This is a genomic window from Flexivirga sp. YIM B11880 (assembly GCF_058148645.1).
The window spans coordinates 1-23,695 of the sequence record NZ_JBMAMH010000021.1; the positions used below are offsets into that span (position 1 = coordinate 1).

Genomic DNA, 23,695 nt, shown 5'->3' on the forward strand with positions numbered 1-23,695 from the left:
GCGATCCCGTGCGACGGCCGCGGCCGCCTTCTGCTGGTGGCCGGCCTCCCTTTCGAGTTCGTCGGCGCGGCGCTGCTGCACCTCGGCCTCGGCCCGGGCCCGCTGCGCCTCGGCCGCCGCTGTCTCGGCGCGCTGCTGCGCCTCCACCACCGTGCCGTGGTTCTCCTTGGCACTGTGCCGCAGCTGCTGCGCCTCGTCACGGCGTGCGGCGGTGCGTCGCTTGCCCTGCCAGATCGCGATCAGAATGAGGATCAGGATCACCACGATGATCGCGATGATGATCCACCAGGTCGTGCTGTTCATGACATGCCTCCGTCAGATTCGGGATGTGGTGTACCCCGAACCCGCCGGTTCCAATCCCACCGGCGCCCGACGCCAGCGAGCACGGTCGCGTCGTTGACCCAAAAAACGTCCGCTACCTCGTCGCGTAGAACGCGACTGCCGAGGATGCGGCGACATTCAGGGAGTCCACTCCGCCGGCCATCGGGATGTTGACCCGCACGTCCAGCAGGCGGTCGGTGGCGCCGGTCAGCCCGTGCCCCTCGGTCCCGAAGACCAGCGCCAGCTTCGGATGGTCCCTGGCCACCAGTTCGTCGAGGGTGATCGAGTCCTCGCCGAGCGTCATACCGGCGACGACATAACCGTGCTCCTGCAATACCTCGATCCCCTTCGGCCACGGCTCGATCCGCGTCCACGGCACCTGGAAGACCGTGCCCATCGAGACCCGGATCGACCGACGGTACAACGGGTCCGCGCACCCCGGAGTCACCAGCACCGCGTCGACACCCAGCGCGGCCGCCGACCGGAACATCGCACCCACGTTGGTGTGCTCGACCAGCCCTTCCAGCACCGCGATCCGTGAACGACCGGCGGCCGCGAGGAGGTCCTGGTATGCCGGCAGGACCGGCCGGTGCACCGACGCCAGCGCGCCGCGGTGCAGGTGGAAGCCGGTCATTTGCTCGATCACGTCGTCGGCCGCGACATACACGGGTATGCCGGACGTCGTCGCCTGCTGCACCAGGTCCGCGAGGTCGGTGAGCCAGCGCCGACCCATCAGGTAGGACCGCGGCCGGTGACCGGCACCGAGTGCGCGCCGGATGACCTTCTCGCTCTCGGCGAGGTAGAGCCCGTGCTCGGGTTCCAGACGGCGGCGCAGCGCGACATCGGTCAGCCGGAAGTAGTCGCGGACCCGCTCGTCGCTGGGATCGGTGATCTCGATGACCGGCACGATGGATCAGCCTATGACTCGCTCACCGCGAACCAGCGACACGGTCGGACCGCGACGATCAGCGTCGGCGTCGATTCAGTCGCAGCCCAATGCGCTCCCCACGGAGTGAACCTCAGATCATCGTCGCGATCGCGATGACGCCGACCACCACGATGAACGCGCGCAGCAGCCAGGGCGGCAGCTTGCGGCCCACCTTCGCGCCGATGAATCCGCCGATGATCGAACCGATCGCGATGAGCAGCGCGACGCTCCACCGCACGTTGTGGAACGACACCGCGATGAAAACCAGAGCAGCCACGAAGTTGACGATCGTGCTCAGGATGTTCTTGATGCCGTTGAGTCGCTGCAGCGAGTCCGGCAGCAGGGCGCTCATCAGGCCCATCAGCAGCACACCCTGAGCAGCGCCGAAGTAACCGCCGTAGACACCGCACACGAACACGCCACCGGTCAGGATCAGCTGACGGCCGCCCGACATCGGTGCAGACTCGTCGGGTCGCCGCGCAGCCGCCCGGCGCTGCAGCCAGGGGCCGATGATCACCAGCACGATCCCGAGCAGGATCAACGTCGGGACGATCGTCTTGAACGCGGACGGCGGCAGCCAGATCAGCAGCAACGCGCCGACAGCCGCGCCCAGGAAGGACATCGGCGTGAGTTGCCGTAGCCGCGGTCCCGCACCCACGACTTCCTTGCGATAGCCCCAGGACCCGGAGACACCGCCGGCGACCAGACCGACCGAGTTCGAGATGTTGGCCGGCACCGCCGGGTAGCCGAACGCCAACAGTGTCGGGAAGGTGATCAGCGTGCCCGAGCCGACGACGGTGTTGATGGTTCCGGCCGCGACACCCGCAAGGGCGATCAGCAGGATGTGGGTCAGCGACATGTGGTCAGGGAAAATCAGCCTGCCGCGTGCCGGCCGCGGGGCTGCTGCACCGCACGCGCCGTCCATCGGTCACCGACTTGCTCGACGGTGAGGTCGAGACCGAAGGTGGCTGAGAGGTTTCCGGCGGTCAGGGTTGCCTCGATGGGCCCGGCGGCGACGACCTTGCCGTCGCGCAGCAGCAGGACGTCGGTGAAGCCGGGCGGAATCTCCTCCACGTGGTGGGTGACCAGCACCAGCGCCGGCGACTCGACGTCCTGGGCGATCTCGCCGAGCCGAATGACCAGGTCCTCCCGGCCGCCGAGATCGAGGCCCGCGGCGGGCTCGTCGAGCAGCATCAGCTCCGGGTCGGTCATCAGAGCGCGCGCGATCTGCACCCGCTTGCGCTCACCCTCGCTCAGCGTGCCGAACCGCCGGGCGGCCAGATGCCCCGCCCCGACGGCATCGAGCAACTCTGCGGCACGCTGGTGGTCGAGCTCGTCATACTGCTCGCGCCAGCGCCCGAGCATGCCGTATGCCGCCGTCACGACCACGTCGGCCACGATCTCGCCGTTCGGAATGCGCTCGGCGATGGACGCGGAGGCCAGCCCGATGCGCGGACGCAGCTCGAAGACGTCCACGGTGCCGAGGACCTCGGTCAGGACGCCGGCGACGCCGGACGACGGGTGCATGCGCGCTGCGGCAACCTGCAACAGGGTGGTCTTCCCGGCTCCGTTGGGCCCGAGCACAACCCAGCGTTCGCCCTCCTCGACCTCCCAGGTGACGGAGTCGAGCAGCCGCTTGTCTCCCCGTACGACGCTCACGTCGGCGAGTGCCAGCACATCGCTCATGGGAAGAGACCTTACGGCGTGGGGTGTGTCGGGCCGGCACCGGTCGTCCCTTGGGATTCTGTGTCCGGCATACGCTGGTGCGGCCATGCCCGATCTGCCTGCCGCCGTGCGTCTCAGCCTGTGGGTGACCGCTGCCTGGGCCGGCCACCTGGACCTGGAGGAGGCGGTCCGTCAAGCGCTGCCGGACGCCGACCACGTGGCCGGCGATGTCGGTCATCTCGCGATGTGGCAGGACTTCGGTGAGCGCGTGCTGGCGTGCGCTCTGCCGCGTGCCGGCGACGTCTCCGGCATGCCGCGCGGCAACCCCGAACTCAACGCAGCCGCAACCGAATCCGGGGAATGCGTCTTTGTGCCGGCCATCGGTGGCGCGCTGGTGCCGTCGGTCGAGATCTTCGGGCCTCAGGGCGACGAGGGTATGACGGTGCGCCTCACGGCCTACGACTGCTCACCGACCCCGACGCATCGCCTGGAGGAACTGCACGAGTCGCAGATCGAACGCGAGCTGCGCACCTCTCTCGCGCAGGCGTCGAACACGTTGGAGTCACTCGACATCGGGCCGTTCGCCGGCTCGAACCTGCGCGCCCGGGCCGACGAGGTGACCGCCCTGCGCGAATGGGGGCTGCCGTCGGGCCTGCCCGGCAGAGCTCTCCGCATCTTGCAGACCGCCGGAACCGTCGCAGCCGCTGCGGATTTCGCGCTCGACCACTCGCACGCGATCGACGTCGCCTCCGACGCCGGACGGCACCGGGCGCTCCGCGAGCTGCAGACCGCGGCTGATCGGGCCATGGCCCACGCCACGACCGCTGCGGCGTTGCATCTCGCCGGGCTACGCGCCTGAGACCGCTGCGTAGACCTCCTGAGTGCGCTGCGCGATGGTGTCCCAACCGAATTCGCGCACTGCACGCTCCCGTCCGGCCGCACCGCGCCGGCGCGCTTCGGCCGGATCGCTGACCGCGGCAGTGAGAGTCGACGCGAGGTCGGCGACGAACCTGTCCGGATCCTTCGGTGTGCCCGTCCCGTCTGTCACCTGGTCGATCGGGACCAGCCACCCCGTCTCCCCGTCGGCAACGACCTCCGGGATGCCGCCGGTCGCGGTGCCGACCACCGGGCAGCCGCACGCCATGGCCTCGAGGTTGACGATGCCGAGCGGCTCGTAGACCGAAGGACACACGAACACCGTTGCGGCAGAGAGCAACGCGATCACTTCCGCACGCGGCAGCATGTCCGGGATCCACACGACTCCGGATCGAGACTTCCGGAGCTCGGCAACCAGGTCTTCCACTTCTGCGAGGATCTCCGGGGTGTCGGGCGCCCCGGCGCACAGGATGAGCTGCACCTCCGACGGCAGCTCCGCGGCGGCGCGCAACAGGTAGGGCAGGCCCTTCTGCCGGGTGATCCGGCCGACGAAGATGACACTCGGTCGCGCCGGGTCGATGCCGTGCGCACGAACCGTCGCCGTCGCCTCGTCACTCGTGTCCCGATGCCACAGTTGGGAATCGATGCCGTTGTGCACCACGTGCACCTTCGCCGGGTCAAGACCCGGATAGCTCGCAAGCACGTCGGCGCGCATCCCGTGGCTCACGGCGATGACGGCGGCGGCACCGTCATACGCCGTCCCCTCGATGTATGACGACAGCCGGTAGCCACCGCCCAGCTGCTCGGCCTTCCACGGCCGCATCGGCTCCAGACTGTGCGCGGTCACCACGTGCGGCATGCCGTGCAGCAGCGAGGCGACGTGCCCGGCGAAGTTCGCGTACCAGGTGTGTGAGTGCACGATGTCTGCACCGGCGCAGTCGGACGCGATGGCGAGGTCGACTCCCATGGTCCGAAGTGCGGCATTGGCGTCCCGGAGTTCGGGCAGATCGGGATAGCCGGTCGTACCCGTCTCATCCACCGGACTGCCGAAAGCACGCACGCGGACGTCGTCGCCCACGCCGCGCAAGGCGCGCACCAGCTCGGCAACGTGCACTCCCGCACCGCCGTAGATGTTCGGCGGATATTCCTTGGTCAGCAGATCGACTCTCACAGGGCTGACGCTAGCGCTAGTCGGCCCTCTAAGTTATGTGCATGGTGCGACGTAATGGACCTTCTGTGTTGGCGATCGTCCTGGCCGGTGGCGAGGGCAAGCGGCTGATGCCGCTGACCGCCGACCGGGCGAAACCGGCGGTGCCGTTCGGTGGCATCTACCGGCTGATCGACTTCGCCTTGTCCAACCTGGCCAACAGCGGCTACTTCCGGATGGTCGTGCTCACGCAGTACAAGTCGCACAGCCTGGACCGGCACGTCGCCAAGGCGTGGCGCATGTCGACGATGCTCGGCAACTACGTCGCGCCGGTGCCGGCGCAGCAGCGCCGCGGCAAACAATGGTTCGCCGGCTCCGCGGACGCGATCTACCAGAGCCTCAACCTGATTCACGACGAGAAGCCCGACATCGTCGTGGTGGTGGGGGCGGACCACGTCTACCGGATGGACTTCGCCCAAATGGTCGATCAGCACATCGAGTCGGGTGCGCGCGCCAGCGTGGCCGCCATCCGGCAACCGATCGAGCTGGCAGACCAGTTCGGCGTCATCGAGCTGGCCGAGGGCGAGGGCCAGCGGATCGGCGCGTTCCGCGAAAAGCCTTCTGACCCGGTCGGTCTGGCCGATTCACCACACGAGGTTCTCGCGTCGATGGGCAACTACGTCTTCGACGCCGACGCGCTGGTGGAGGCGGTGATCACCGACGCTGACGACGAGTCCAGCAAGCACGACATGGGTGGCAACATCATCCCCGCCTTCGTCGACAAGGGCGATGCCTACGCCTACGACTTCCGGGACAACGAGATCCCCGGTGTGACCGAGCGCGACTTCGGCTACTGGCGCGACGTGGGCACGCTCGACTCGTTCTACGACGCGCACATGGACCTCGTGTCGATCCATCCGATCTTCAACCTCTACAACTACGACTGGCCGATCCGCACCATGGACACCGGCTATCCGCCGGCCAAGTTCGTGCACGGTGCCTCGGACCGCAGCGGGATGGCGACCGGGTCGATGGTCTCCCCCGGATGCATCGTCAGCGGATCGGTGATCGGCAACTCGATCCTGTCCACCAATGTGCGAGTGCACTCGTTCGCCCAGGTCGACGACGCCATCCTGATGGACAACGTGGACATCGGCCGGCACTGCCGCATCCAGCGCGCGATCATCGACAAGGACGTCCACGTGCCGACCGGCGCGAGTATCGGTCTCGACCACGACGAGGATCGCGCTCGTGGGTTCACCGTCACCGATTCCGGCATCGTCGTCGTCGGCAAAGGCACGGTCATCCCGGCGTGAACCTGCCTGCCGGACAACAGAATCCGTCATTCACCACCCTGCTCGTGACCCTCGTCGGCACGGACCGGCCCGGGGTGTCCGCGGACCTGCTGGCGGTCGCCGCTGCCGCCGGAGCGGTCGTCCTCGATCTCGAGCAGGCCGTGGTGCGCGGCCGCCTGATCCTCACGGCGTTGCTCGGACCGCGGGACGGCGCCGACAACCTGCCGACCGCCATCGAGCGGATGGCCGAGCGGCACGGGCTCACCGCGACGGTCGAGCCGGGTCACGGGGACAACCCATCCCGCCGCACCGGTCGAGCCTCCGTGGTGGTGCTCGGAGCACCCCTGGCAGCTGCCGGGCTGGCCGCCGTGACCGCAGCGATCGGCCGGCAGGACGCCAACATCGACCGCATCCGTCGGTTGTCCCGCGACCCCGTCACGACGATCGAGCTGGACCTGTCGGGTGCGGATGTCCCACGGCTGCGGCGCAGCCTGGCGTTGATCGCGGCCGAGCACGGCATCGACATCGCGGTGTCGCCCGGCGGCCTCGCCCGTCGCGGTCGTCGCCTGTTGGTGATGGACGTGGACAGCACCCTGATCCGTGACGAGGTGATCGAGCTCCTCGCCGCACATGCGGGACGCGAACGCGAGGTGGCCGCCGTCACCGAGCGGGCGATGCGCGGGGAGCTGGACTTCGAGCAGAGCCTGCACGAGCGGGTGCGCTGCCTGGCGGGGCTGGACGAGTCGGTCTTCGAGGACGTACGACGCGCCGTGCGCCTCACGCCCGGCGCCCGGATCCTGGTCCGCACCGTACGCCGGCTGGGCTTCTCGGTCGCGGTCGTCTCCGGTGGCTTTCTCGAGATCGTCGGTCCGCTCGCCGCCGAGCTCGGCATCGATCACGTACACGCCAACCGGCTGGAAGTGCGTGACGGGAAGCTGACCGGCCGGGTCGAGGGCACGGTCGTCGATCGCGCCGAGAAGGCACGTGCGCTGCGGCGATTCGCGGCCGCGGAGGGTCTACCGCTCTCCCGGACGGTGGCGGTCGGGGACGGCGCCAACGACCTGGACATGCTCGCCACGGCGGGACTCGGAATCGCGTTCAACGCCAAGCCGATCGTGCGCGAGCAGGCGGACACCAGCGTCAACGTGCCCTACCTCGACACAGTCCTGTTCATGCTCGGGATCTCGCGAGAAGACGTCGAGGAGGCCGACCGCATCGCCCCTGACGATGAGACGTCCGACGGGATCGGCGCTGCTTCCCTAGACTCGCCTCATGTCTGATCCTGCTCGTCGGTCGTTGCTGATCATCGGGGGTGCGGAGGACAAGGTCGGTCGCGTGACGATCCTGCGGCGCTTCGTGCGCCTGGCCGGTGGCCGCAAGTCCCGGATCGTCATCATCCCGACCGCCTCCTCGGTGCCGGAGGAGGTCGTCGAGGTCTACTCGACCGTGTTCTCGCGGCTCGGCGCCCCGCAGATCGACGCGGTCAACCCGCGCGACCGGGCACAGAGCAGCGACGAGGAGCTGCAGGCACTCATCGACGGGGCAACCGGCATCTTCCTGTCCGGCGGCAACCAGCTGCGCCTCAGCCAGCTCATCGTCGGCACTCCGCTGAGCGCGGCGATCCAGCGCGCCTACGAGAGGGGCGCCGTCGTCGCCGGGACGTCCGCCGGCGCCTCCATCATGAGCCGGTTCATGATCTCGATGGGCGACGAGGGCGTCACCCCCCGGCAGCGGTCCAGTCAGCTCACCGCGGGCCTCGGCCTGCTGCCCGGCGTCATCGTCGACCAGCACTTCGACCAGCGAGCCCGCTACGGCAGGTTGCTCTCGCTCGTCGCGTCGTCGCCCAGCCTGCTCGGGATGGGCATCGACGAGGACACGGCCGCCGAGATCACCGACGGCACGGAGCTGACCGTGGTCGGCTCGGGCGCGGTGTTCGTGGTGGACGCGCGCACCGCCGTCACCGACGCCCATGAGGCCGAGCGTGACGCGCCGCTGCTGGTCACCGGCGCGATCGTGCACACGCTGCCGTTCGGTGCGACGTTCGACCTGGAGTCGGCGACGCTCACCGATTTCGACGAGAAGTATGCCGATCTGGCCGTCTCCACCAGCCGCGATCGGCACGACACAGCCACCGCTGCTGCCGCACTGCGGCGGTGAGACACTCCACCCGTCATACAGCCACCACGAGAGGAGACGGTCGATGGAGCAGCCACCGATCAACGGGCAGCTGAAGGTCCTGCGGTCGCGCGTCTATCGCGGTCCGAACGTCTGGGACTACGGCCAGGCGGTCCACCTCCTCGTTGATCTCGGTGAGCTGGAGAACCATCCGACCAACACGCTGCCGGGCTTCACCGACGCGCTGCTCGAGTGGTTGCCGGGCCTCGCCGAGCACACCTGCTCGCGCGGTCACCGCGGCGGTTTCGTCGAGCGCCTGCGTGAGGGCACCTGGCTCGGCCACGTCGCCGAACACGTCGCGCTGCAACTCCAGCAGGAGGCGGGACACGACCTGCGCCGCGGCAAGACCCGCGGCGAGAAGGACCGGCCCGGCCTCTACAACGTGATCTTCGGCTTCTACGACGAGGGCGTCGGGGTGGCCGCGGGCGATCTTGCGATCCGCATGGTCAACGAACTGATCGTTCGCACAGCGGATTTCGACTTCGCCGCCGAGCTCGACCAGTTCCTCCGGCTCGCCGCGCGCACCGCCTTCGGCCCGTCGACCGCCGCGATCATCGACGAGGCGGTCAGCCGTGACATCCCGTGGACGCGGCTCAACCAGCACTCCCTGGTGCAGCTCGGCCAGGGCGTGCACGCTCAACGCATCCGGGCCACCATGACTTCCCGGACACCGGCGCTGGCCGTCGACATCGCCGGCGACAAGAACCTCACCGCCACCCTGCTCGGCTCGGCCGGGTTGCCGGTGCCCAAGGCCGTGACCGTGCGCACCGCCGAAGGCGCCGCCGCGGCAGCGCGCAGGATCGGCTTCCCCGTGGTGATCAAGCCGCTGGACGGCAACCACGGGCGCGGCGTGATCCTCGGCCTCCGGTCCGAGGAGGAGGTGCTGCGGTCGTTCCCGCTCGCGGCCGAGCAGAGCCGCCGCGGTGTCGTCCAGGTCGAGTCGTTCATCACCGGCAAGGACTACCGCTGCCTGATCATCGGCGGCCGGATGGCGGCCATCGCCGAGCGCGTCCCGGCGCACGTGATCGGCGACGGCACCCACACGGTCGCCGAACTCGTCGACATCACCAACGCCGACCCACGCCGCGGGGTGGGTCACGAGAAGGTCCTGACCCGCATCGCCGTCGACGATGCGGCGATCGAGCTGGTGCGCGAGCAGGGCTACGCAATGACCGACGTGCCGGTGAAGGACGAGATGGTCAAACTCGCGCTCACCGGCAACATGTCGACCGGCGGCATCTCGATCGACCGCACCTTCGACGCGCACCCCGACAACGTCGAGATCGCCGAGGAGGCAGCGCAACTCATCGGCCTGGACGTCGCGGGCATCGACTTCATCTGCCCGGACATCACTGCGCCGGTCCGGGAAACCGGCGGCGCGATCTGCGAGGTCAACGCAGCACCCGGCTTCCGTATGCACACGCATCCGACCGTCGGCGAACCGCAGTTCATCGCCAAGCCGGTCGTCGACCTGCTCTTCCCGCCCGGCTCGCCGTCGCGCGTGCCGATCGTCGCCGTGACCGGCACCAACGGCAAGACCACGACGTCACGGATGCTGGCGCACATCATGAAAGGCCTCGGCCGCAAGGTCGGGATGACGTCGACCGACGGCATCGTGATCGACGAGCGGCTGGTCATCAAGGCCGACGCTTCCGGTCCCCGCTCGGCGCGGATGGTTCTGCAGAATCCCCGGGTCGACTTCGCGGTGCTGGAGGTCGCGCGCGGCGGCATACTCCGGGAAGGCCTGGGCTATGACCGCAACGACATCGCCATCGTCACCAACATCGCGCCCGACCACCTCGGCATGCACGGCATCGACACGCTGGAGCAGCTCGCACGGGTGAAAGCTGTTGTCGTAGAAGCGGTTCCGCGCGACGGCTATGCCGTGCTGAATGCCGATGACTCCTTGGTCCGGGCGATGCGGCGCCGCTGCTCCGGCACCATCGTGTGGTTCTCGATGGAGCCGCCCGGCAGCCGGGTGCGTGATTTCATCGATGAGAAGTGCCGCCGGGGCGCTCGCGCCGTCGTGCTCGAGCCGTCGGACCGCGGCGAGATGATCGTGCTCAAGCAGGGCCGCCGGTCGATGCCGTTGGCCTGGACGCACCTCTTGCCGTCGACGTTCGGGGGCACCGCCCGGATGAACGTCGCCAACGCGCTCGCCGCGGCCGGAGCGGCGTTCGCGGCCGGTGCGCCGTTGCACGACATCCGACAGGGTCTGCGGACGTTCACGACGACCTACTACCTCTCCCCCGGCCGGCTCAACCGGGTCGAGGTCAACCACGCGGAGGTCTTCGTCGACTACTGCCACAACCCGCCCGGCATGCACCGGCTCGGGGAGTTCGTGCAGGGGTATGTCGACCAGCGCCAGGGTGCGGCGGACCACCGCATCTCGCGGATCGGCATGGTGGGCGCGGCCGGCGACCGTCGGGACGACGACATCCGCGAGTTGGGACGCGCAGCGGCGCAGTACTTCGACGTCCTGATCCTGCGCGAGGACGAGAACCTGCGACGTCGGGAGCCGGGCGCGGCCGCTGCGCTCGTGGAGGAAGGTGTCCGCGAGGCGATGGCCGCCGGCGCGCGCTGCCGGCAGGTGTTCACGGTCCTGAACGAACTGGCGGCCACCCGGCACGCGGTCCATCTGGCCAACCCGGGCGATCTGGTGATGCTGTGCGTCGACCAGCACGCCGCCGTGCTTGCGGAGCTGGAAAGCTTTACCCACCAAGCCAATGCCGGCGCTCGCACCGACGACGAACAACCGGGCGACCCCGACCTGGATCCACAGCAACTGGTCAGCGAAGCCGCCGAGGCGTCGGCCGCGGAGGACAGTGAATGGCGCGAGGCGGTCGGCGAGGGCGAGGACGCGCCGACGGCCAGCACCGTCTGAGTGGCTCGACGTCCGACACATCGCACGGTATGGCGCGCGCTCGGCATACCGGCGATGTAGCCAGCCATCCCGGTCCGACACATCGCGCGGTGTGGCGCGCGATGTGTATAACGGCCGGGCTGCCCGTCACTCGATCTCAGCAGTGAACCGCGTGAGCGATCGCAGGTAGCGCTGCACGTCGGGCTCGGCGCTGGAGGCCACCAGTCGGCTTGCCGTTGCCTTTAACGCCTCGGCGTCACGGCCGAGATCGTGCAGGGTGAGAGCACGGAAGAGCACGACGGCGACGTTGTCCGGATAGTCCGCAGCCAGTCTGTCGAGTATGGCGAGGGATTCCTCCAAGCGCCCCAGATGGCGCAGCGTCGACGCCTGCTGCATCAGCGCGCGATGCCGGTAGGGCTCGTCGATCCGGCTGTCGAGCGCCCGCTCGTACCACTGGAGTGCCTCAGCTTCGCGGCCCGCGGAGTCATAGGCACCGGCCAGCTCGTAAAGGACCCGACCGTCCTTCGGGAACCGCTGGTGCAGAGCCACCGCGGCCTCGATGCGCGCAGCGTCGTCGTCCAATTCCCACAGCTCGGCGATCTCGCGTTCGGCTTCGTGCTCGCCGCGTGCCGCCACGACCTTGCGCCGGACAGTCGCGGCATCGTCCGCGGTGGCACCGTGCGACATCAGCCACTGATGCAGCTTGGCCCGGTCCGAGTGCGTCATCAGCGCGAGCACGTCCCCGTCGTGGGCGGCGCCCAGCAATCCGGTCAGTCCACTGAACTCATCCGGCCACGACGCCGTCGGGATGACTCCGACGCGTGAAAGGCCTTGTCGCAGAAAGCTTTCCAACTCCTCCATGGACCGGCCACGCAGATAGTGCTCCTTGTGCTGGATCTGCACCCGATCTGCGCCCAGTCCGGCCAGCTCACCCATCCGGATGAGGATCTCGTCGGTCCGGTCACCACCGGTGCCCAACCCCAACTGCAGCTGGGATCCGGGGCGGACCAGGCCGCGGCCGACCCGCAACAGCGCCTCCAGGCCGCCCTCGTTGTGCGCCATGTCGAGGATGACGGTCGCCGTCCCGCCCTGCGGCAGGGTCACCGTGTAGATGTTCATCCGGCCAGGGTTGAGCCGATAGTCCGGCGTGAAGGTCCGCAGGCCCTCGACCACCGCCTCCCGGGGCAGCCCGGCTCCGAGACCCGCCGCGGCACCCGCCAGTGCATTCGCGATGTTGTGTTCGGACAGTCCGGACAGGGTCATCGGCACGTCCAGCAGATTCACCAGACGATCCGGCGACGCGCCGGGGAGCAGCACGGTGATGTCCCCGTCGAGCACGGTGATCCCGCGGCCGTGCGCTTCCAACGCTTCGCGCAGGGACGGCGACTCCGGGTCCAGGCTGAAGCACCACGGCTGCCCACTGGCGGAGGTGCGCATCGCCCAGACCCGCGGGTCGTCGCCGTTGAGCACGACCCATCCCTTGGGCTTGGTCACCTTGGTGATGATCGCCTTGACCTCGGCCAGCTGGTCGAGGGTGTCGATCCCGTCCATCCCCAGGTGGTCCGGGCTGACGTTCGTCACCACGCTGACGTCGTTGTGGGCGGTGCCGAGCCCGCGCCACAACATCCCGCCGCGCGCGGTCTCCAGCACGCCGAACTGCACACCGGGGGCTCCGAGCACGGCCCGCGCGCCACCGGGACCCGAATAGTCCCCGGTGTCGATCACCTCCCCCTGGACCAGCACACCGTCGGTCGAACTCCAGCCGGTGCGCAGCCCGGCCGTCATACCGAGGTGCGCGATCAGCCGGGTCGTGGTGGTCTTGCCGTTGGTGCCGGTGACCGCAACGACCGGGACCTTCGCGCGCAGCGGCCGAACTCGTTCACCGAGCGGCGCGACGCGCACCCGATCGCCTGCGGCAGCAACGGTTTCGTCGACCGGGGCACCGTCGAGCAGGTCGACGAGCAACGGCCCGAGCACGTCGGCAACCGCCTCGGCCCGGCCCGCGTTGGTGAGCGCGCACACCACCACGATCTCGTCGGGGGCGTCCCCGGGCCGCACTCGAACGCCGATCCGGACAACACCCGCTTCGCGCATGACCAGCCGGATCGCGCGCTCGACCAGCCGGCCCACGAAGCCCCGGCGGGCCTCACTGCCCGGCTCGCCCGCGTCCCGGGCGCGTACGCCCATGTCGCGCGCGAGGGTGCGCAGCTGCGCCGCGTCGGCAGCCAGATATCCGGGCAGCCGGAGGGTGAGTTTGGCCGCCGGACGGGTGAAATACAGATTGGGGCCACGCAGGATCCGCGCCCCGACGACGCGGACGCCGGCCGACGTGTTCATAGCCGAAGATGCTAGTGCGGCCGGCTACTGCCCCATCGCGTGCACGCCACCGTCGACGTGCACGATCTCGCCGGTGGTCGCCGGGAACCAGTCGGACATCAGAGCCACGCAGGCCTGGGCGGCCGGACCGGGATCGGTGATGTCCCAGCCGAGCGGTGCCCGCTCGCCCCACACCTGCTCGAACTGCTCGAAGCCGGGGATGGACTTCGCGGCCGTCGTCCGGATCGGCCCGGCCGACACCAGGTTCGAACGAATGCCCTTCGGTCCCAGGTCACGCGCGAGATAGCGGTTGGTCGACTCGAAGGCCGCCTTCGCCACACCCATCCAGTCGTAGACCGGCCAGGCGAACTTCGCATCGAAGGTCAGCCCGACCAGTGACGAACCTGCGCCCATCAACGGAAGTGCAGCAACGGCAAGCGACTTCAAGGAGTATGCCGAGGCCTGCAACGCCGTCGCCGCGTCCTCCCAGGTGCCGGCCATGAAGTCGAACGCTCCGGGCGGCGCGAAGCCGATGGAGTGCAGGACACCGTCGAGCGAGTCGACACCCGCGTCCTGCAGCCGGCTCGCGAGGCTGTCCAGCTGACCTTGATCGGTCACGTCGAGTTCGAACAGCTCCGGCGTGGTCGGCAGCCGTCTGCTGATCGTCTGGGTGATCCGCATGACGCGCCCGAACGACGTCAGGATCACCTCTGCGCCCTGCTCCTGGGCGATCCTCGCGACATGGAACGCGATGGACGACTCCATCGTGATGCCGGTGATCAACAGTCGTTTGCCTTCGACGATGCCTGCCACGTCGTCTCCTCGTTGTCTTCGTCGTTGCCGTCAGTGAATGGATGACGCTCAGTGGCCCATGCCGAGGCCGCCGTCGACGGGAATCACCGCGCCGTTGATGTATGCCGCCGCGTCGCTCGCCAGGAAGCGCACGACCTGCGCTACCTCGTCGGGCTCCGCCAGCCGCGCTGCCGGGATGGAGTCGACGTACGCCTTGCGCTGTGCCTCCGGCAGCGCCCTGGTCATGTCCGTGTCGATGAAGCCGGGGGCAACCACGTTGGCGGTGATGGCCTTCTTGCCGAGCTCTCGTGCGATCGAGCGCGCCATACCGACCAGACCCGCCTTGGACGCGGCGTAGTTGACCTGACCCGGTCCCCCCAACAGGCCGACCACACTGGAAACGAAGATGATCCGGCCACCCTTGCGGCGGATCATGCCCTTGGTGGCGCGCCGTGCACAGCGGAAGGCACCGGCGAGGTTCGTGTCGACGACCGTGTCGAAGTCCTCGTCCGACATCCGCATGAGCAGCGTGTCCTGGGTGATGCCGGCGTTGGCCACGACCACCTCGACGGGTCCGCCGAAGTGCTCCTCCGCGGCGCTGAACGCCGCGTCGACCGAGGCCGTGTCCGTCACGTCGCAGGCCACGGTGAGGGCACCTTCCGGGCCGTCGCTGCCGCTGCGCGAGGTGACCACCACGTCGTCGCCCGCCGCGACGAACGCTTCGGCGATCGCCCGGCCGATCCCTCGGTTTCCTCCGGTGATCAGCACGTTCTGCGGCATCTGGGCATCTCCTGACGTTGCTCTGCCCGGCCCGGACGGGCGCGGCGAGGACAGGCTATTCGACTACCTCCCGGTAGCGCGCACGGCGTGCACGGAGCGGAAGCCTAGACTGGAAAACGTGCCCCGCCCGAACGAACACCAACCTGTGCAGTCAGCCACCGACCTGCCGCTGCCGGGCAAGCACGACCTCGACACCCGGATGCGCAACTACGCGATCGCGATGGGCATCCGCACCGCGGCCTTCGTGCTCGCCTATTTCCTCGGCGGCCCGCTGCGCTGGGTCTGTGTGGGACTGGCCGTGCTGCTGCCGGAGGTCGCGGTCATCGGCGCGAACGCGGCCAATCAGAAGCGTCGTGCGGTGCGCGGCCGGCAGCGCCCGTTGTCCCCGCGGCAGCAGCTGCACGGCCCGCGCTCGTAACCACGCCTCGTGAACCTTTCCCGTCCGGAGCCGGCCCGGCCCACCCAGTGCAGCGCGAAGGGCTGCCGTCGCGACGCCTCATACGCAGTGCTGTGGCGCAACCCGAGGATCCACGCCGAGGATCGGCAGAAAACCTGGCTCGCCTGCGACGAGCACCGCAGCACGCTCTCGGATTTCCTGTCGCTGCGCGGCTTCCCGATCCAGGTCGTCCCGATCGACGAAATCGTGGGGATTGACTAGCCGCCGATGGCGGACATCGGGCGGTCGGGCTGCTGGAAGTTGGGTTCGCCGATGCCGTGCCCGCGGCGCTTGGCCAGCATGTTCGCCCGTATGACGTCAGCGAGTTCCTCGTCGCTCGCACCGGCCCGCAGCGGGGCGCGCAGATCACTCTCGTCACGTGCGAACAGACAGTTGCGCACCTGACCGTCGGCGGTCAGCCGCACCCGGTCGCAGGCCGCACAGAACGGCGCCGTGACACTCGCGATGACACCCACCGTCGCCGGGCCGCCGTCGACGAGGAACAGCTCCGCCGGGGCGCTGCCCCGTGCCTCGTCGGGCTGCGGCGTGAGGGTGAACCGCTCCCCCAGGCGCTCCCGAAGCTCCGCGGCCGTCAGCATCCGGTCGCGCTCCCAGGTGTGGCCGGCGTCGAGCGGCATCTGCTCGATGAAGCGCAGCTGCAGCTCCCGGTCCAGACACCACTGGAGCAGGTCAGCCGGGTTGTCCCGCCCGCTCGGGTCGTGCATCGCGACCGCGTTGATCTTGACCGGGTGGAGGCCGGCGTCCTGCGCCGCCTTGATGCCGCGCTCGACGTCGGCGAACCGGTCGCGGCGGGTGAGCTCCTTGAAGCGCTCCGGGTCCACGGTGTCGAGCGAAATGTTGATGCGCTGCAGCCCGGCCTCGGCGAGCGGCTGTGCCAACCGATCCAGGCCGATGCCGTTGGTGGTCATCGCGATCCGCGGCGCGTGCTCCAAGGCGGCGATCCGGCGGATCAGATCCGGCAGGCCACGACGCAGCAGCGGTTCACCACCGGTGAGCCGGATGGAGCGGATTCCGAGCCGGGTGAAGACGTCGATGACCCGGACCAGTTCGTCGTCCGTGAGCATCTCCGGACGCGGCAGCCAGTCGAGTCCCTCGGCCGGCATGCAGTAGGTGCAGCGCAGGTTGCAGCGATCGGTCAGCGAGACCCGCAGGTCCGTCGCAGTGCGGCCGAAGGTGTCCGGCAGGCCGGTGCCGGGAGTGTCGAGGCTGCTCATAGGTGTCCAGGGTAAGCCGGTTACGGTCGGGGTGTGCTTCGCAGGTTCCTCACCCGACGCTGGTTGGCGTGGTTGCTGGTCGCCGTGGTGTGGTCCGTCGCGTGTGTCTTCCTCGGCCGCTGGCAGTGGCACCGCTATGAGGGGAAGAAGCTGTCCCAGCACCAGCTCAACGACAATTACAACGCCAAAGCCGTTGGTATTGCGTCGATTCTGCCGGACCGGCACAGTGTGCTGACCCCGGACGACACCTGGAAACAGGTGGTCCTCAAGGGTCATTACCTCCCCGCCGGCCGCCTGCTGGTCCGCAACCGGCCGAACAACAGTTATTACGGTTACGAGGTCGTCATACCGTTCCAGCAATCGGACGGCGCCACGGTGCTGGTCGACCGCGGCTGGATCAACAACGGGCGCACGGCGGCGGGACCGTCCGCCGTCCCGCCGGCGCCGACCGGCACGATCACCGTCGTCGGCTGGCTCCGTCCCGGCGAAGCGGTCAAGGACAAGAAGTCCGTGCCCGGCCAGGTCAACTCGATCAACCTCGGCCAGATCTCACAGCTCACCGGCGAGCCGCTGCTCACCGGTGGCTACGTGCTGATGCGTTCGGAGAAACCGTCAACGGCGCAGAACCGGCGCGGCTTGGCGCCGCTCGAGAAGCCGTCGCCGGGCGAGTATGCCGGGATCAATCTCAGCTACGCGCTGCAGTGGTGGTTCGGCTCGGTCGCCGGACTGGTCTTCTATGTCGTACGACTGCGCCGGGAGGAACTGGCCGACGACGAGACCCGCCCCAAGAAGCCGAAGAAGGTCCGCATCTGGGACGAGGAAGACGAGTACCAGTAGGTCGAGCGCCGGTCAGTCGGCGGGAACGGGACTCGCGGCCGGTGTGTCGCGGAACTGGGTGTGATAGAGGTCGGCATACGTGCCGCCGGCGGCGAGTAGCTCCTCGTGGGTGCCGCGCTGCACGATGCGCCCTTCCTCCATCACGAGGATCACGTCCGCGTCGCGCACCGTCGACAGGCGGTGTGCGATGACGATCGAGGTGCGTCCCTCCAGCGCCGAGTCGAGCGCGCGTGAAACCGCCGCCTCGGATTCGGAGTCCAGGTGCGCGGTGGCTTCGTCGAGCACCACGACGGACGGCGCCTTCAGCAGCAGCCGGGCGATCGCCAGCCGCTGCTTCTCACCGCCGGAGAGCCGGTGTCCGCGGTCGCCGACCATCGTGTCCAGGCCGTACGGGAGCCGGCTGACCAGCTCCCAGACCTGCGCCTCGCGAAGGACCCGCTCGAGCTCGGCGTCGGTGGCGTCCGGCTTGGCGTAGAGCAGGTTGGCACGGATCGTGTCGTGGAACATGTGCGCCTCCTGCGTGACGACGCCGACCCGGTCGCGCAAGGAGTCGAAGGTGACGTCGCGCAGATCCACGCCGCCGAGCCGCACAGCGCCCGACGTCGGATCGTAGAGCCGGGATACCAGCCCGATGGTCGTCGTCTTACCGGCTCCGGACGGGCCCACCAGTGCGATCATCTGGCCGGGCTGCGCGCTGAACGAAATGCCCTGCAGCACCGTCGATCCACCGCCCTTGTCACGAGTGAGGACCGTCTGCAGCGACTCGATCGAGACCTGCTCCGCGGTCGGGTAGCGGAACACGACGTCGTCGAACTCGATGCCGAGCGGACCGGCGGGCAGCGCTCGGGCAGCTGCCTTTTCGGCCACCAGCGGCTTCAGGTCCAGTACCTCGAAGACCCGCTCGAAGGAGATCAGTGCGGTCATCACGTCGACGCGCACACTGGACAGCTGGGTCAGCGGTGCGTAGAGCCGACCGAGCAGGGCCGCCAGAGCGAGCAGCGTGCCGATGGTCAGCGCGCCGTGCACGGCCATGACGCCGCCGATGCCGTAGACGACGGCAGTGGCGAGCGTCGCGAGCAGGGTCAGGCCGACCAGGAAGATCGCGCGCTGGACAGCGATGCTGATCCCGAAATCACGCACCTTGGCAGCACGCTCGGCATACTCCCGGTCCTCCTGGGCCGGCCGGCCGAAGAGTTTCACCAGCAGCGCACCGGCGACGTTGAATCGCTCGGTCATCCGCGCGCCGAGGTCGGCGTTCTCGATCATCTGCCCACGGGTGAGGCCGGCGAGCCGGCGGCCGAGGATGCGAGTAGGGATGAGGAAGAACGGCACCAGCACCAGCGCGGCAAGGGTGATCTGCCAGGACAGCGCCGCCATCGCGGCGACGATCACCAGAACGCTGACCAGGTTGGAGACCACGTTGGACATGACCGAGGTGAAGGCCTGCTGTGCGCCGATGACGTCGGAGTTGAGCCGTGTCACCAGCGCACCGGTCTGCGCCCGAGTGAAGAACGCGATCGGCTGGCGCAGCACGTGCCCGAAGACCTCGCGACGCAGGTCATAGATGAGCCCCTCCCCCAACGTCGCCGACAGCCAGCGTTCGACCACACCGAGCGCCGCGTCGACGACCGCGACCACACCCGCCGCCGCTGCCAGCCAGACGACGAGAGCGGTGTTCTTGTCACCGACTCCCTTGTCGACGATTTCCTTGAGAATCAACGGTGTTGCGATCACCAGCAGCGCGTCGAAGACGACGAGCACCAGGAACGTCGAAATCGTCCCGCGGTAGGGACGGGCATAGCCGAGCACCCGCCGCGACGTCCCGGGCTTCAGTTTGGAGCCGTCTGTGGACTCGCGGGTCAGCGAGTGCAGCACCTGCCAGTTGCTCATCGTCCTCCTCGGCCGTCACGCCACGCCATTCTCCGTCAACGATGGCTTCCTCGCCGAAAGACGATGCCATCACACCGTCATTCGAGCGATTCGCCGTCAGTCGGCAACAACGGCGGTCGCTGATGTATGCCGGACGCCGGCGACACGGTGCACCGCTGCACACACCTCGCGACCGTCGCGACTTCCGCACGCCATACCGCCCTACACGCACACACCTCGCGACCGTCGCGAGTTATGTGCACAATCTCGCGAAAACCCGCCCACAACTCGCGACCGTCGCGACTTCCACACGGCCCGCCCGACGACGCGTTACGCCAGCTCCACGAGATCGGCGTAGTCCGGCCCCCACAGGTCCTCGACGCCGTCCGGCAGCAGCAACACCCGCTCCGGCTCCAGCGCCTCCACCGCACCGGGATCGTGTGTCACGAGCACGACGGCTCCCTCGAACGCGCGCAACGCACCGAGGATCTCCTCGCGGGAGGCCGGGTCGAGGTTGTTGGTGGGCTCGTCCAGCAGCAGCACGTTGGCGGCCGAAACCACAAGGAGGGCAAGGGAAAGCCGCGTCTTCTCGCCACCGGACAGCACGCGCGCCGGCTTCTGCACGTCGTCGCCGCTGAACAGGAACGAACCCAGCACCTTGCGGGTCTCCGTCTCGTCGAGGTCCGGCGCCGCGGACTTCATGTTCTCCAGCACCGTGCGATCGACGTCGAGGTTCTCGTGCTCCTGGGCGTAGTAGCCGAGCTTCAGGCCGTGGCCGGGCTTCACCTCGCCGGTGTCCGGCTGGTCCACGCCGGCCAGGATGCGCAGCAAGGTGGTCTTGCCGGCACCGTTGAGCCCGAGCACCACCACCTTGGAGCCACGGTCGATGGCCAGGTCGACGTCGGTGAAGATCTCCAGCGAGCCGTAGGACCGGGACAGCCCCTCCGCCATCAGCGGCGTCTTGCCGGAGGCCGCCGGCGTCGGGAAGCGCAGCTTGGCGACCTTGTCCTGCTGCCGCTGCCCCTCGGCACCCTGCAGCATCCTCTCGGCACGGCGGATCATGTTCTGCGCGGCGGTCGCCTTGGTCGCCTTGTAACGCATCTTCTCGGCCTGGGCGAGCAGTGCGGACGCCTTCTTCTCGGCGTTCTGCCGCTCGCGGTGCCGGCGGCGCTCGTCGGTCTCCCGTTGTTGCAGGTAGGTCTTCCAGCCGACGTTGTACTGGTCGATCGCCGCCCGGTTGGCGTCCAGGTGGAACACCCGGTTGACGACCTCGTCGAGCATCTCGACGTCGTGGCTGATGATGATCAACCCGCCGGAGTAGGTCTTCAGGTAGTCCCGCAGCCAGTGGATCGAGTCGGCGTCGAGGTGGTTGGTCGGCTCGTCGAGCAGCAGCGATTCGGCACCGGAGAACAGGATCCGGGCGAGCTCGACCCGGCGTCGCTGGCCACCGGACAGCGTCTCCAGCGGCTGGTCCAGAATGCGGGACGGCAGTCCGAGGGACGACGCCAGCGACGCGGCCTCGGACTCGGCGGCATACCCGCCCTTGCCGATGAATTCGTTGTCGAGGCGTGCGTAGCGGCGCATCGCCCGCTCACGCTTCTCGTCGTTCTCGTCGGCCATGGCCTTCTCGGCGGCGCGCAGGTCCCGTATGACGACGTCCAGTCCGCGCGCCGACAGAATGCGGTCCCGCGCGACCATCGTCAGGTCACCCGTGCGCGGGTCCTGCGGTAAGTAGCCGATGGCACCGGACGACGTCACCGTGCCGGCCGCGGGCTGTGCCTCACCGGCCAGCACCTTGGTGAGGGTCGTCTTGCCGGCGCCGTTGCGCCCGACCAGACCGACCCGGTCACCGGCGGCGACCCGGAAGGTCGCCTCCTCCAGAAGGATCCGTGAACCCGCACGCAACTCGATCCCCTGTGCGGTGATCACGATCGTCCTTTCTCACACATGACTGAGCGCCCGTCGCATGCGCTGGATGCCAGCGCGTTGCTTCAGGCGCCCGAACCTCTTCACTCGCTAGTGTACGTCCAGGGTCAGCAGCGCCCCAATCCGTTTACGGCGCTGCGGTGAGGAAGGGAACCCGGTCGTGACGTTCGACGACAACGCCAACATCGGCACCAGTGACGTCTCCAGCGGAGGCAGCGGTGGCGGCGGCGGCCTGATGCCGGGCGGCATCGCCGTCGGCGGCGTGGGCGGCGTGATCGTGATGATCCTGATGGTGCTCTTCGGCGGCGACCTGACCGGCGGTTCCTCCGGGGGCGGATACCCGGGGCAGATCACCAATGAGCAGGCAAATCCCTACGGACAGAACCAGATCGGCGGCAACGACGCCATCCAGCAGCAGCTCGACCAGTGCACGACCGGCGCCGACGCCAACAAGAACGACCTGTGCCTCATCAAGGGCACGGTCGCAAGCGTCGAAGGTTTCTGGAAGGTCTACCTGCCGGAGCAGACCGGCAAGCAGTACACCCCGGCCGTCACCAAGGTCTTCTCCGGCCAGATGCAGTCCGGCTGCGGGACGGCCAGCACCGAGATGGGCCCGTTCTACTGCCCGCTCGACAAGCAGGTCTACATCGACGCCGGCTTCTTCCAGGAGTTGCAGAGTCAATACGGTTCGGACGGCGGGCAATTGGCCAAGGAATACGTGCTGGCGCACGAGTACGGTCACCACGTCCAGGACATTCTCGGGCTGCTCGGCAAGGCGCAACAGGACCCGCAAGGTGCCGAGTCCGGCTCGGTCCGCACCGAGCTGCAGGCGGACTGCTTCGCCGGCATCTGGGTGTCGTATGCCGACGGCACCCGCGACTCGAGCATCAAACCGCTGCTGAAGAAGATCACCGACAAGGACATCGACTCCGCCCTCTCCGCGGCGGCCGCGGTCGGTGACGACCGGATCCAGCAGAAGGCGCAAGGGCGCGTCACGCCGGAGACCTGGACGCACGGGTCGTCCGCGGCCCGGCAGAAGTGGTTCAAGACCGGCTACCAGAGCGGCAGCATCAACGCGTGCAACACCTTCGACGTCGCCAACGTCGAGTGAGTCCGAGCCGGATGTGAGCCAGCTCACATTTGCCGGTCCTCCCGAGCAACCTGCCGTATGACGCGGGCGTCCTTCCTGCACACCACATCGCGTGGTGTGCACGAAGGAAGGGAAACGTCATGTCTCGCACCATTTTCCGCGGCAAAGCCGCGCTTGCAGTGTGCAGTCTGAGTGCGGCCGCCGTCATACCGCTGGCGTCGTCAGCACCGGCGCAGGCAGCGCCGTACTGTGGCATCACCTGGGGTTCGACCGCCAAGGTCACGACCGCCGTCACGTCGGACACCGTGCGCGGTGCCCGCGCCGGTCAGCACACGTGCTACGACCGGCTGGTCCTCGATCTGAGCGGCTACGGACGCAGCACCGGCTACCGGGTGCGCTATGTCACAGCGGTGACCGGGCCGTCCGGCAATGCCGTGCCGCTGGCCGGCGGCGCGCGGCTGCAGATCGACGTCAGCGCGGCGGCATACAACTCCTCCGGGAGTCCGACCTACCGGCCCGCTGATCCGCGGCACGCCGTGAACGTCACGGGCTACCGGACGTTCCGGCAGGTCGCGTTCGTCACGTCGTTCGAGGGGCAGAGCACCTTCGGCCTCGGCGTGCGGGCCCGGCTGCCGATGCGCGCGTTCGTCATCCAGGACCCGGCCGGCCAGCGGCTGGTGATCGACGTGGCTCACGCTTGGTGACAACCTCCGGCCGACAGGCTCACCAAACGCCCAGAGGCTCAGAAAACCGGGGCTCACGCCGGCGATTTTCTGAGCCTCTGAATACGTTTCTGAGCCTCTCGGCGAAAGGTGCCGCGGCTCGCTCAGATGTTGAAGCCGAGGGCGCGCAACTGCTCGCGACCGTCGTCGGTGATCTTGTCCGGGCCCCACGGCGGCATCCACACCCAGTTGATCCGGTGGGTCGCGACCAGCCCCTCGAGGGCGGCCGCCGTCTGATCCTCGATCACGTCGGTCAACGGGCAGGCCGCCGAGGTCAGCGTCATGTCGAGGACGGCGTTGTTGTCGCCGTCCACCGTGATCCCGTAAACGAGTCCGAGGTCGACGACGTTGATCCCGAGTTCGGGATCGACGACGTCACGCATCGCCTCCTCCACGTCGGCGACGTTCGGAGGGCTCACTAC

General features: G+C 68.6%; 21 protein-coding genes and 1 pseudogene. 10 read left to right on the forward strand and 12 right to left on the reverse strand.

The features are described from left to right. The 4 genes and pseudogenes from ACN8HC_RS18690 to ACN8HC_RS18705 all read right to left on the reverse strand — a co-directional run. Positions 1-303, reverse strand: a pseudogene (locus tag ACN8HC_RS18690) (hypothetical protein); the annotation flags it as partial. A gap of 112 nt (positions 304-415) precedes the next feature. Then, entirely contained in the window at positions 416-1,228 is an 813-nt protein-coding gene (locus ACN8HC_RS18695; RefSeq protein ID WP_490076360.1) for a TrmH family RNA methyltransferase, read from the reverse strand. Between the two features lie 112 nt (positions 1,229-1,340). Continuing rightward, the gene (locus ACN8HC_RS18700; RefSeq protein ID WP_490076361.1) at positions 1,341-2,108 is read right to left on the reverse strand and encodes a sulfite exporter TauE/SafE family protein; all 768 of its coding nucleotides are present in this window, start codon (positions 2,106-2,108) and stop codon (positions 1,341-1,343) included. Positions 2,109-2,122: 14 nt separating this feature from the next. Further along, positions 2,123-2,935, reverse strand: a complete 813-nt coding sequence (locus ACN8HC_RS18705; protein ID WP_490076362.1) for an ABC transporter ATP-binding protein — start codon at positions 2,933-2,935, stop codon at positions 2,123-2,125. A gap of 85 nt (positions 2,936-3,020) precedes the next feature. On the opposite strand from ACN8HC_RS18705, the gene ACN8HC_RS18710 reads away from it, so the two are divergent. Further along, positions 3,021-3,773 (forward strand): Rv1486c family protein, encoded by a 753-nt coding sequence (locus ACN8HC_RS18710; RefSeq protein WP_490076363.1) that lies wholly within the window; start codon positions 3,021-3,023, stop codon positions 3,771-3,773. Here ACN8HC_RS18710 and glgA read toward each other — a convergent pair. After that, positions 3,762-4,961: a glycogen synthase gene (glgA, locus tag ACN8HC_RS18715; protein ID WP_490076364.1), complete on the reverse strand. Its 1,200-nt coding sequence runs from the start codon at positions 4,959-4,961 to the stop codon at positions 3,762-3,764. The genes ACN8HC_RS18710 and glgA overlap by 12 nt on opposite strands. A gap of 41 nt (positions 4,962-5,002) precedes the next feature. On the opposite strand from glgA, the gene glgC reads away from it, so the two are divergent. Genes glgC through cphA form a run of 4 tightly spaced genes read left to right on the forward strand, consistent with a single transcriptional unit; the run spans position 5,003 to position 11,291 of the window. Further along, on the forward strand, positions 5,003-6,253 hold the full coding sequence (gene glgC, locus ACN8HC_RS18720; protein ID WP_490076365.1) for a glucose-1-phosphate adenylyltransferase: 1,251 nt from the start codon (positions 5,003-5,005) through the stop codon (positions 6,251-6,253). Further along, on the forward strand, positions 6,250-7,512 hold the full coding sequence (gene serB / locus ACN8HC_RS18725) for a phosphoserine phosphatase SerB (RefSeq protein ID WP_490076366.1): 1,263 nt from the start codon (positions 6,250-6,252) through the stop codon (positions 7,510-7,512). Before glgC ends, serB begins: the two co-directional genes overlap by 4 nt. After that, positions 7,505-8,389 carry a cyanophycinase gene (locus tag ACN8HC_RS18730; RefSeq protein WP_490076367.1) on the forward strand — a complete coding sequence of 295 codons (885 nt, stop codon included), beginning with the start codon at positions 7,505-7,507 and terminating at the stop codon, positions 8,387-8,389. The genes serB and ACN8HC_RS18730 overlap by 8 nt, the downstream gene beginning before the upstream one ends. Positions 8,390-8,432: 43 nt before the next feature. Continuing rightward, positions 8,433-11,291: a cyanophycin synthetase gene (gene cphA / locus ACN8HC_RS18735; RefSeq protein ID WP_490076368.1), complete on the forward strand. Its 2,859-nt coding sequence runs from the start codon at positions 8,433-8,435 to the stop codon at positions 11,289-11,291. Between the two features lie 126 nt (positions 11,292-11,417). On the opposite strand, the gene ACN8HC_RS18740 is transcribed toward cphA, so the two are convergent. From ACN8HC_RS18740 to ACN8HC_RS18750, 3 genes are read right to left on the reverse strand one after another with little or no spacing between them, the layout of a single operon-like run. Continuing rightward, positions 11,418-13,607: a tetratricopeptide repeat protein gene (locus tag ACN8HC_RS18740; RefSeq protein ID WP_490076369.1), complete on the reverse strand. Its 2,190-nt coding sequence runs from the start codon at positions 13,605-13,607 to the stop codon at positions 11,418-11,420. 24 nt (positions 13,608-13,631) lie between these two features. Next, complete coding sequence (gene fabI / locus ACN8HC_RS18745) at positions 13,632-14,399, reverse strand: enoyl-ACP reductase FabI (protein WP_490076370.1); 768 nt, start codon at positions 14,397-14,399, stop codon at positions 13,632-13,634. A 48-nt stretch (positions 14,400-14,447) separates the two neighbouring features. After that, on the reverse strand, positions 14,448-15,158 hold the full coding sequence (locus ACN8HC_RS18750) for a beta-ketoacyl-ACP reductase (protein WP_490076371.1): 711 nt from the start codon (positions 15,156-15,158) through the stop codon (positions 14,448-14,450). A gap of 118 nt (positions 15,159-15,276) precedes the next feature. Here ACN8HC_RS18750 and ACN8HC_RS18755 point away from each other — a divergent pair, with 118 nt between their 5' ends. Both ACN8HC_RS18755 and ACN8HC_RS18760 read left to right on the forward strand, forming a co-directional pair. Beyond that, positions 15,277-15,576 (forward strand): DUF3099 domain-containing protein, encoded by a 300-nt coding sequence (locus ACN8HC_RS18755; RefSeq protein ID WP_490076372.1) that lies wholly within the window; start codon positions 15,277-15,279, stop codon positions 15,574-15,576. 9 nt (positions 15,577-15,585) lie between these two features. After that, entirely contained in the window at positions 15,586-15,816 is a 231-nt protein-coding gene (locus tag ACN8HC_RS18760; protein ID WP_490076373.1) for a hypothetical protein, read from the forward strand. Here ACN8HC_RS18760 and moaA read toward each other — a convergent pair. After that, a complete protein-coding gene (gene moaA / locus ACN8HC_RS18765; RefSeq protein WP_490076374.1) occupies positions 15,813-16,829 on the reverse strand; it encodes a GTP 3',8-cyclase MoaA in 1,017 nt (338 codons plus the stop codon). The two genes, ACN8HC_RS18760 and moaA, sit on opposite strands and share 4 nt — an antisense overlap. Before the next feature lie 33 nt (positions 16,830-16,862). Between moaA and ACN8HC_RS18770 the strand changes: the two genes are divergently transcribed. Next, positions 16,863-17,666 (forward strand): SURF1 family cytochrome oxidase biogenesis protein, encoded by an 804-nt coding sequence (locus tag ACN8HC_RS18770; RefSeq protein ID WP_490076375.1) that lies wholly within the window; start codon positions 16,863-16,865, stop codon positions 17,664-17,666. A 12-nt stretch (positions 17,667-17,678) separates the two neighbouring features. On the opposite strand, the gene ACN8HC_RS18775 is transcribed toward ACN8HC_RS18770, so the two are convergent. After that, positions 17,679-19,556 (reverse strand): ABC transporter ATP-binding protein, encoded by a 1,878-nt coding sequence (locus tag ACN8HC_RS18775; RefSeq protein WP_490076376.1) that lies wholly within the window; start codon positions 19,554-19,556, stop codon positions 17,679-17,681. 309 nt (positions 19,557-19,865) lie between these two features. Next, complete coding sequence (locus ACN8HC_RS18780; protein ID WP_490076377.1) at positions 19,866-21,464, reverse strand: ABC-F family ATP-binding cassette domain-containing protein; 1,599 nt, start codon at positions 21,462-21,464, stop codon at positions 19,866-19,868. Positions 21,465-21,621: 157 nt separating this feature from the next. Here ACN8HC_RS18780 and ypfJ point away from each other — a divergent pair, with 157 nt between their 5' ends. Beyond that, the gene (gene ypfJ, locus ACN8HC_RS18785; RefSeq protein WP_490076378.1) at positions 21,622-22,572 is read left to right on the forward strand and encodes a KPN_02809 family neutral zinc metallopeptidase; all 951 of its coding nucleotides are present in this window, start codon (positions 21,622-21,624) and stop codon (positions 22,570-22,572) included. A 119-nt stretch (positions 22,573-22,691) separates the two neighbouring features. Next, on the forward strand, positions 22,692-23,255 hold the full coding sequence (locus ACN8HC_RS18790) for an AMIN-like domain-containing (lipo)protein (protein ID WP_490076379.1): 564 nt from the start codon (positions 22,692-22,694) through the stop codon (positions 23,253-23,255). Positions 23,256-23,377: 122 nt separating this feature from the next. Here the strand turns inward: ACN8HC_RS18790 and ACN8HC_RS18795 are convergent, their stop codons facing one another. After that, positions 23,378-23,692, reverse strand: a complete 315-nt coding sequence (locus ACN8HC_RS18795; protein WP_490076380.1) for a metal-sulfur cluster assembly factor — start codon at positions 23,690-23,692, stop codon at positions 23,378-23,380. Positions 23,693-23,695: the final 3 nt, after the last annotated feature.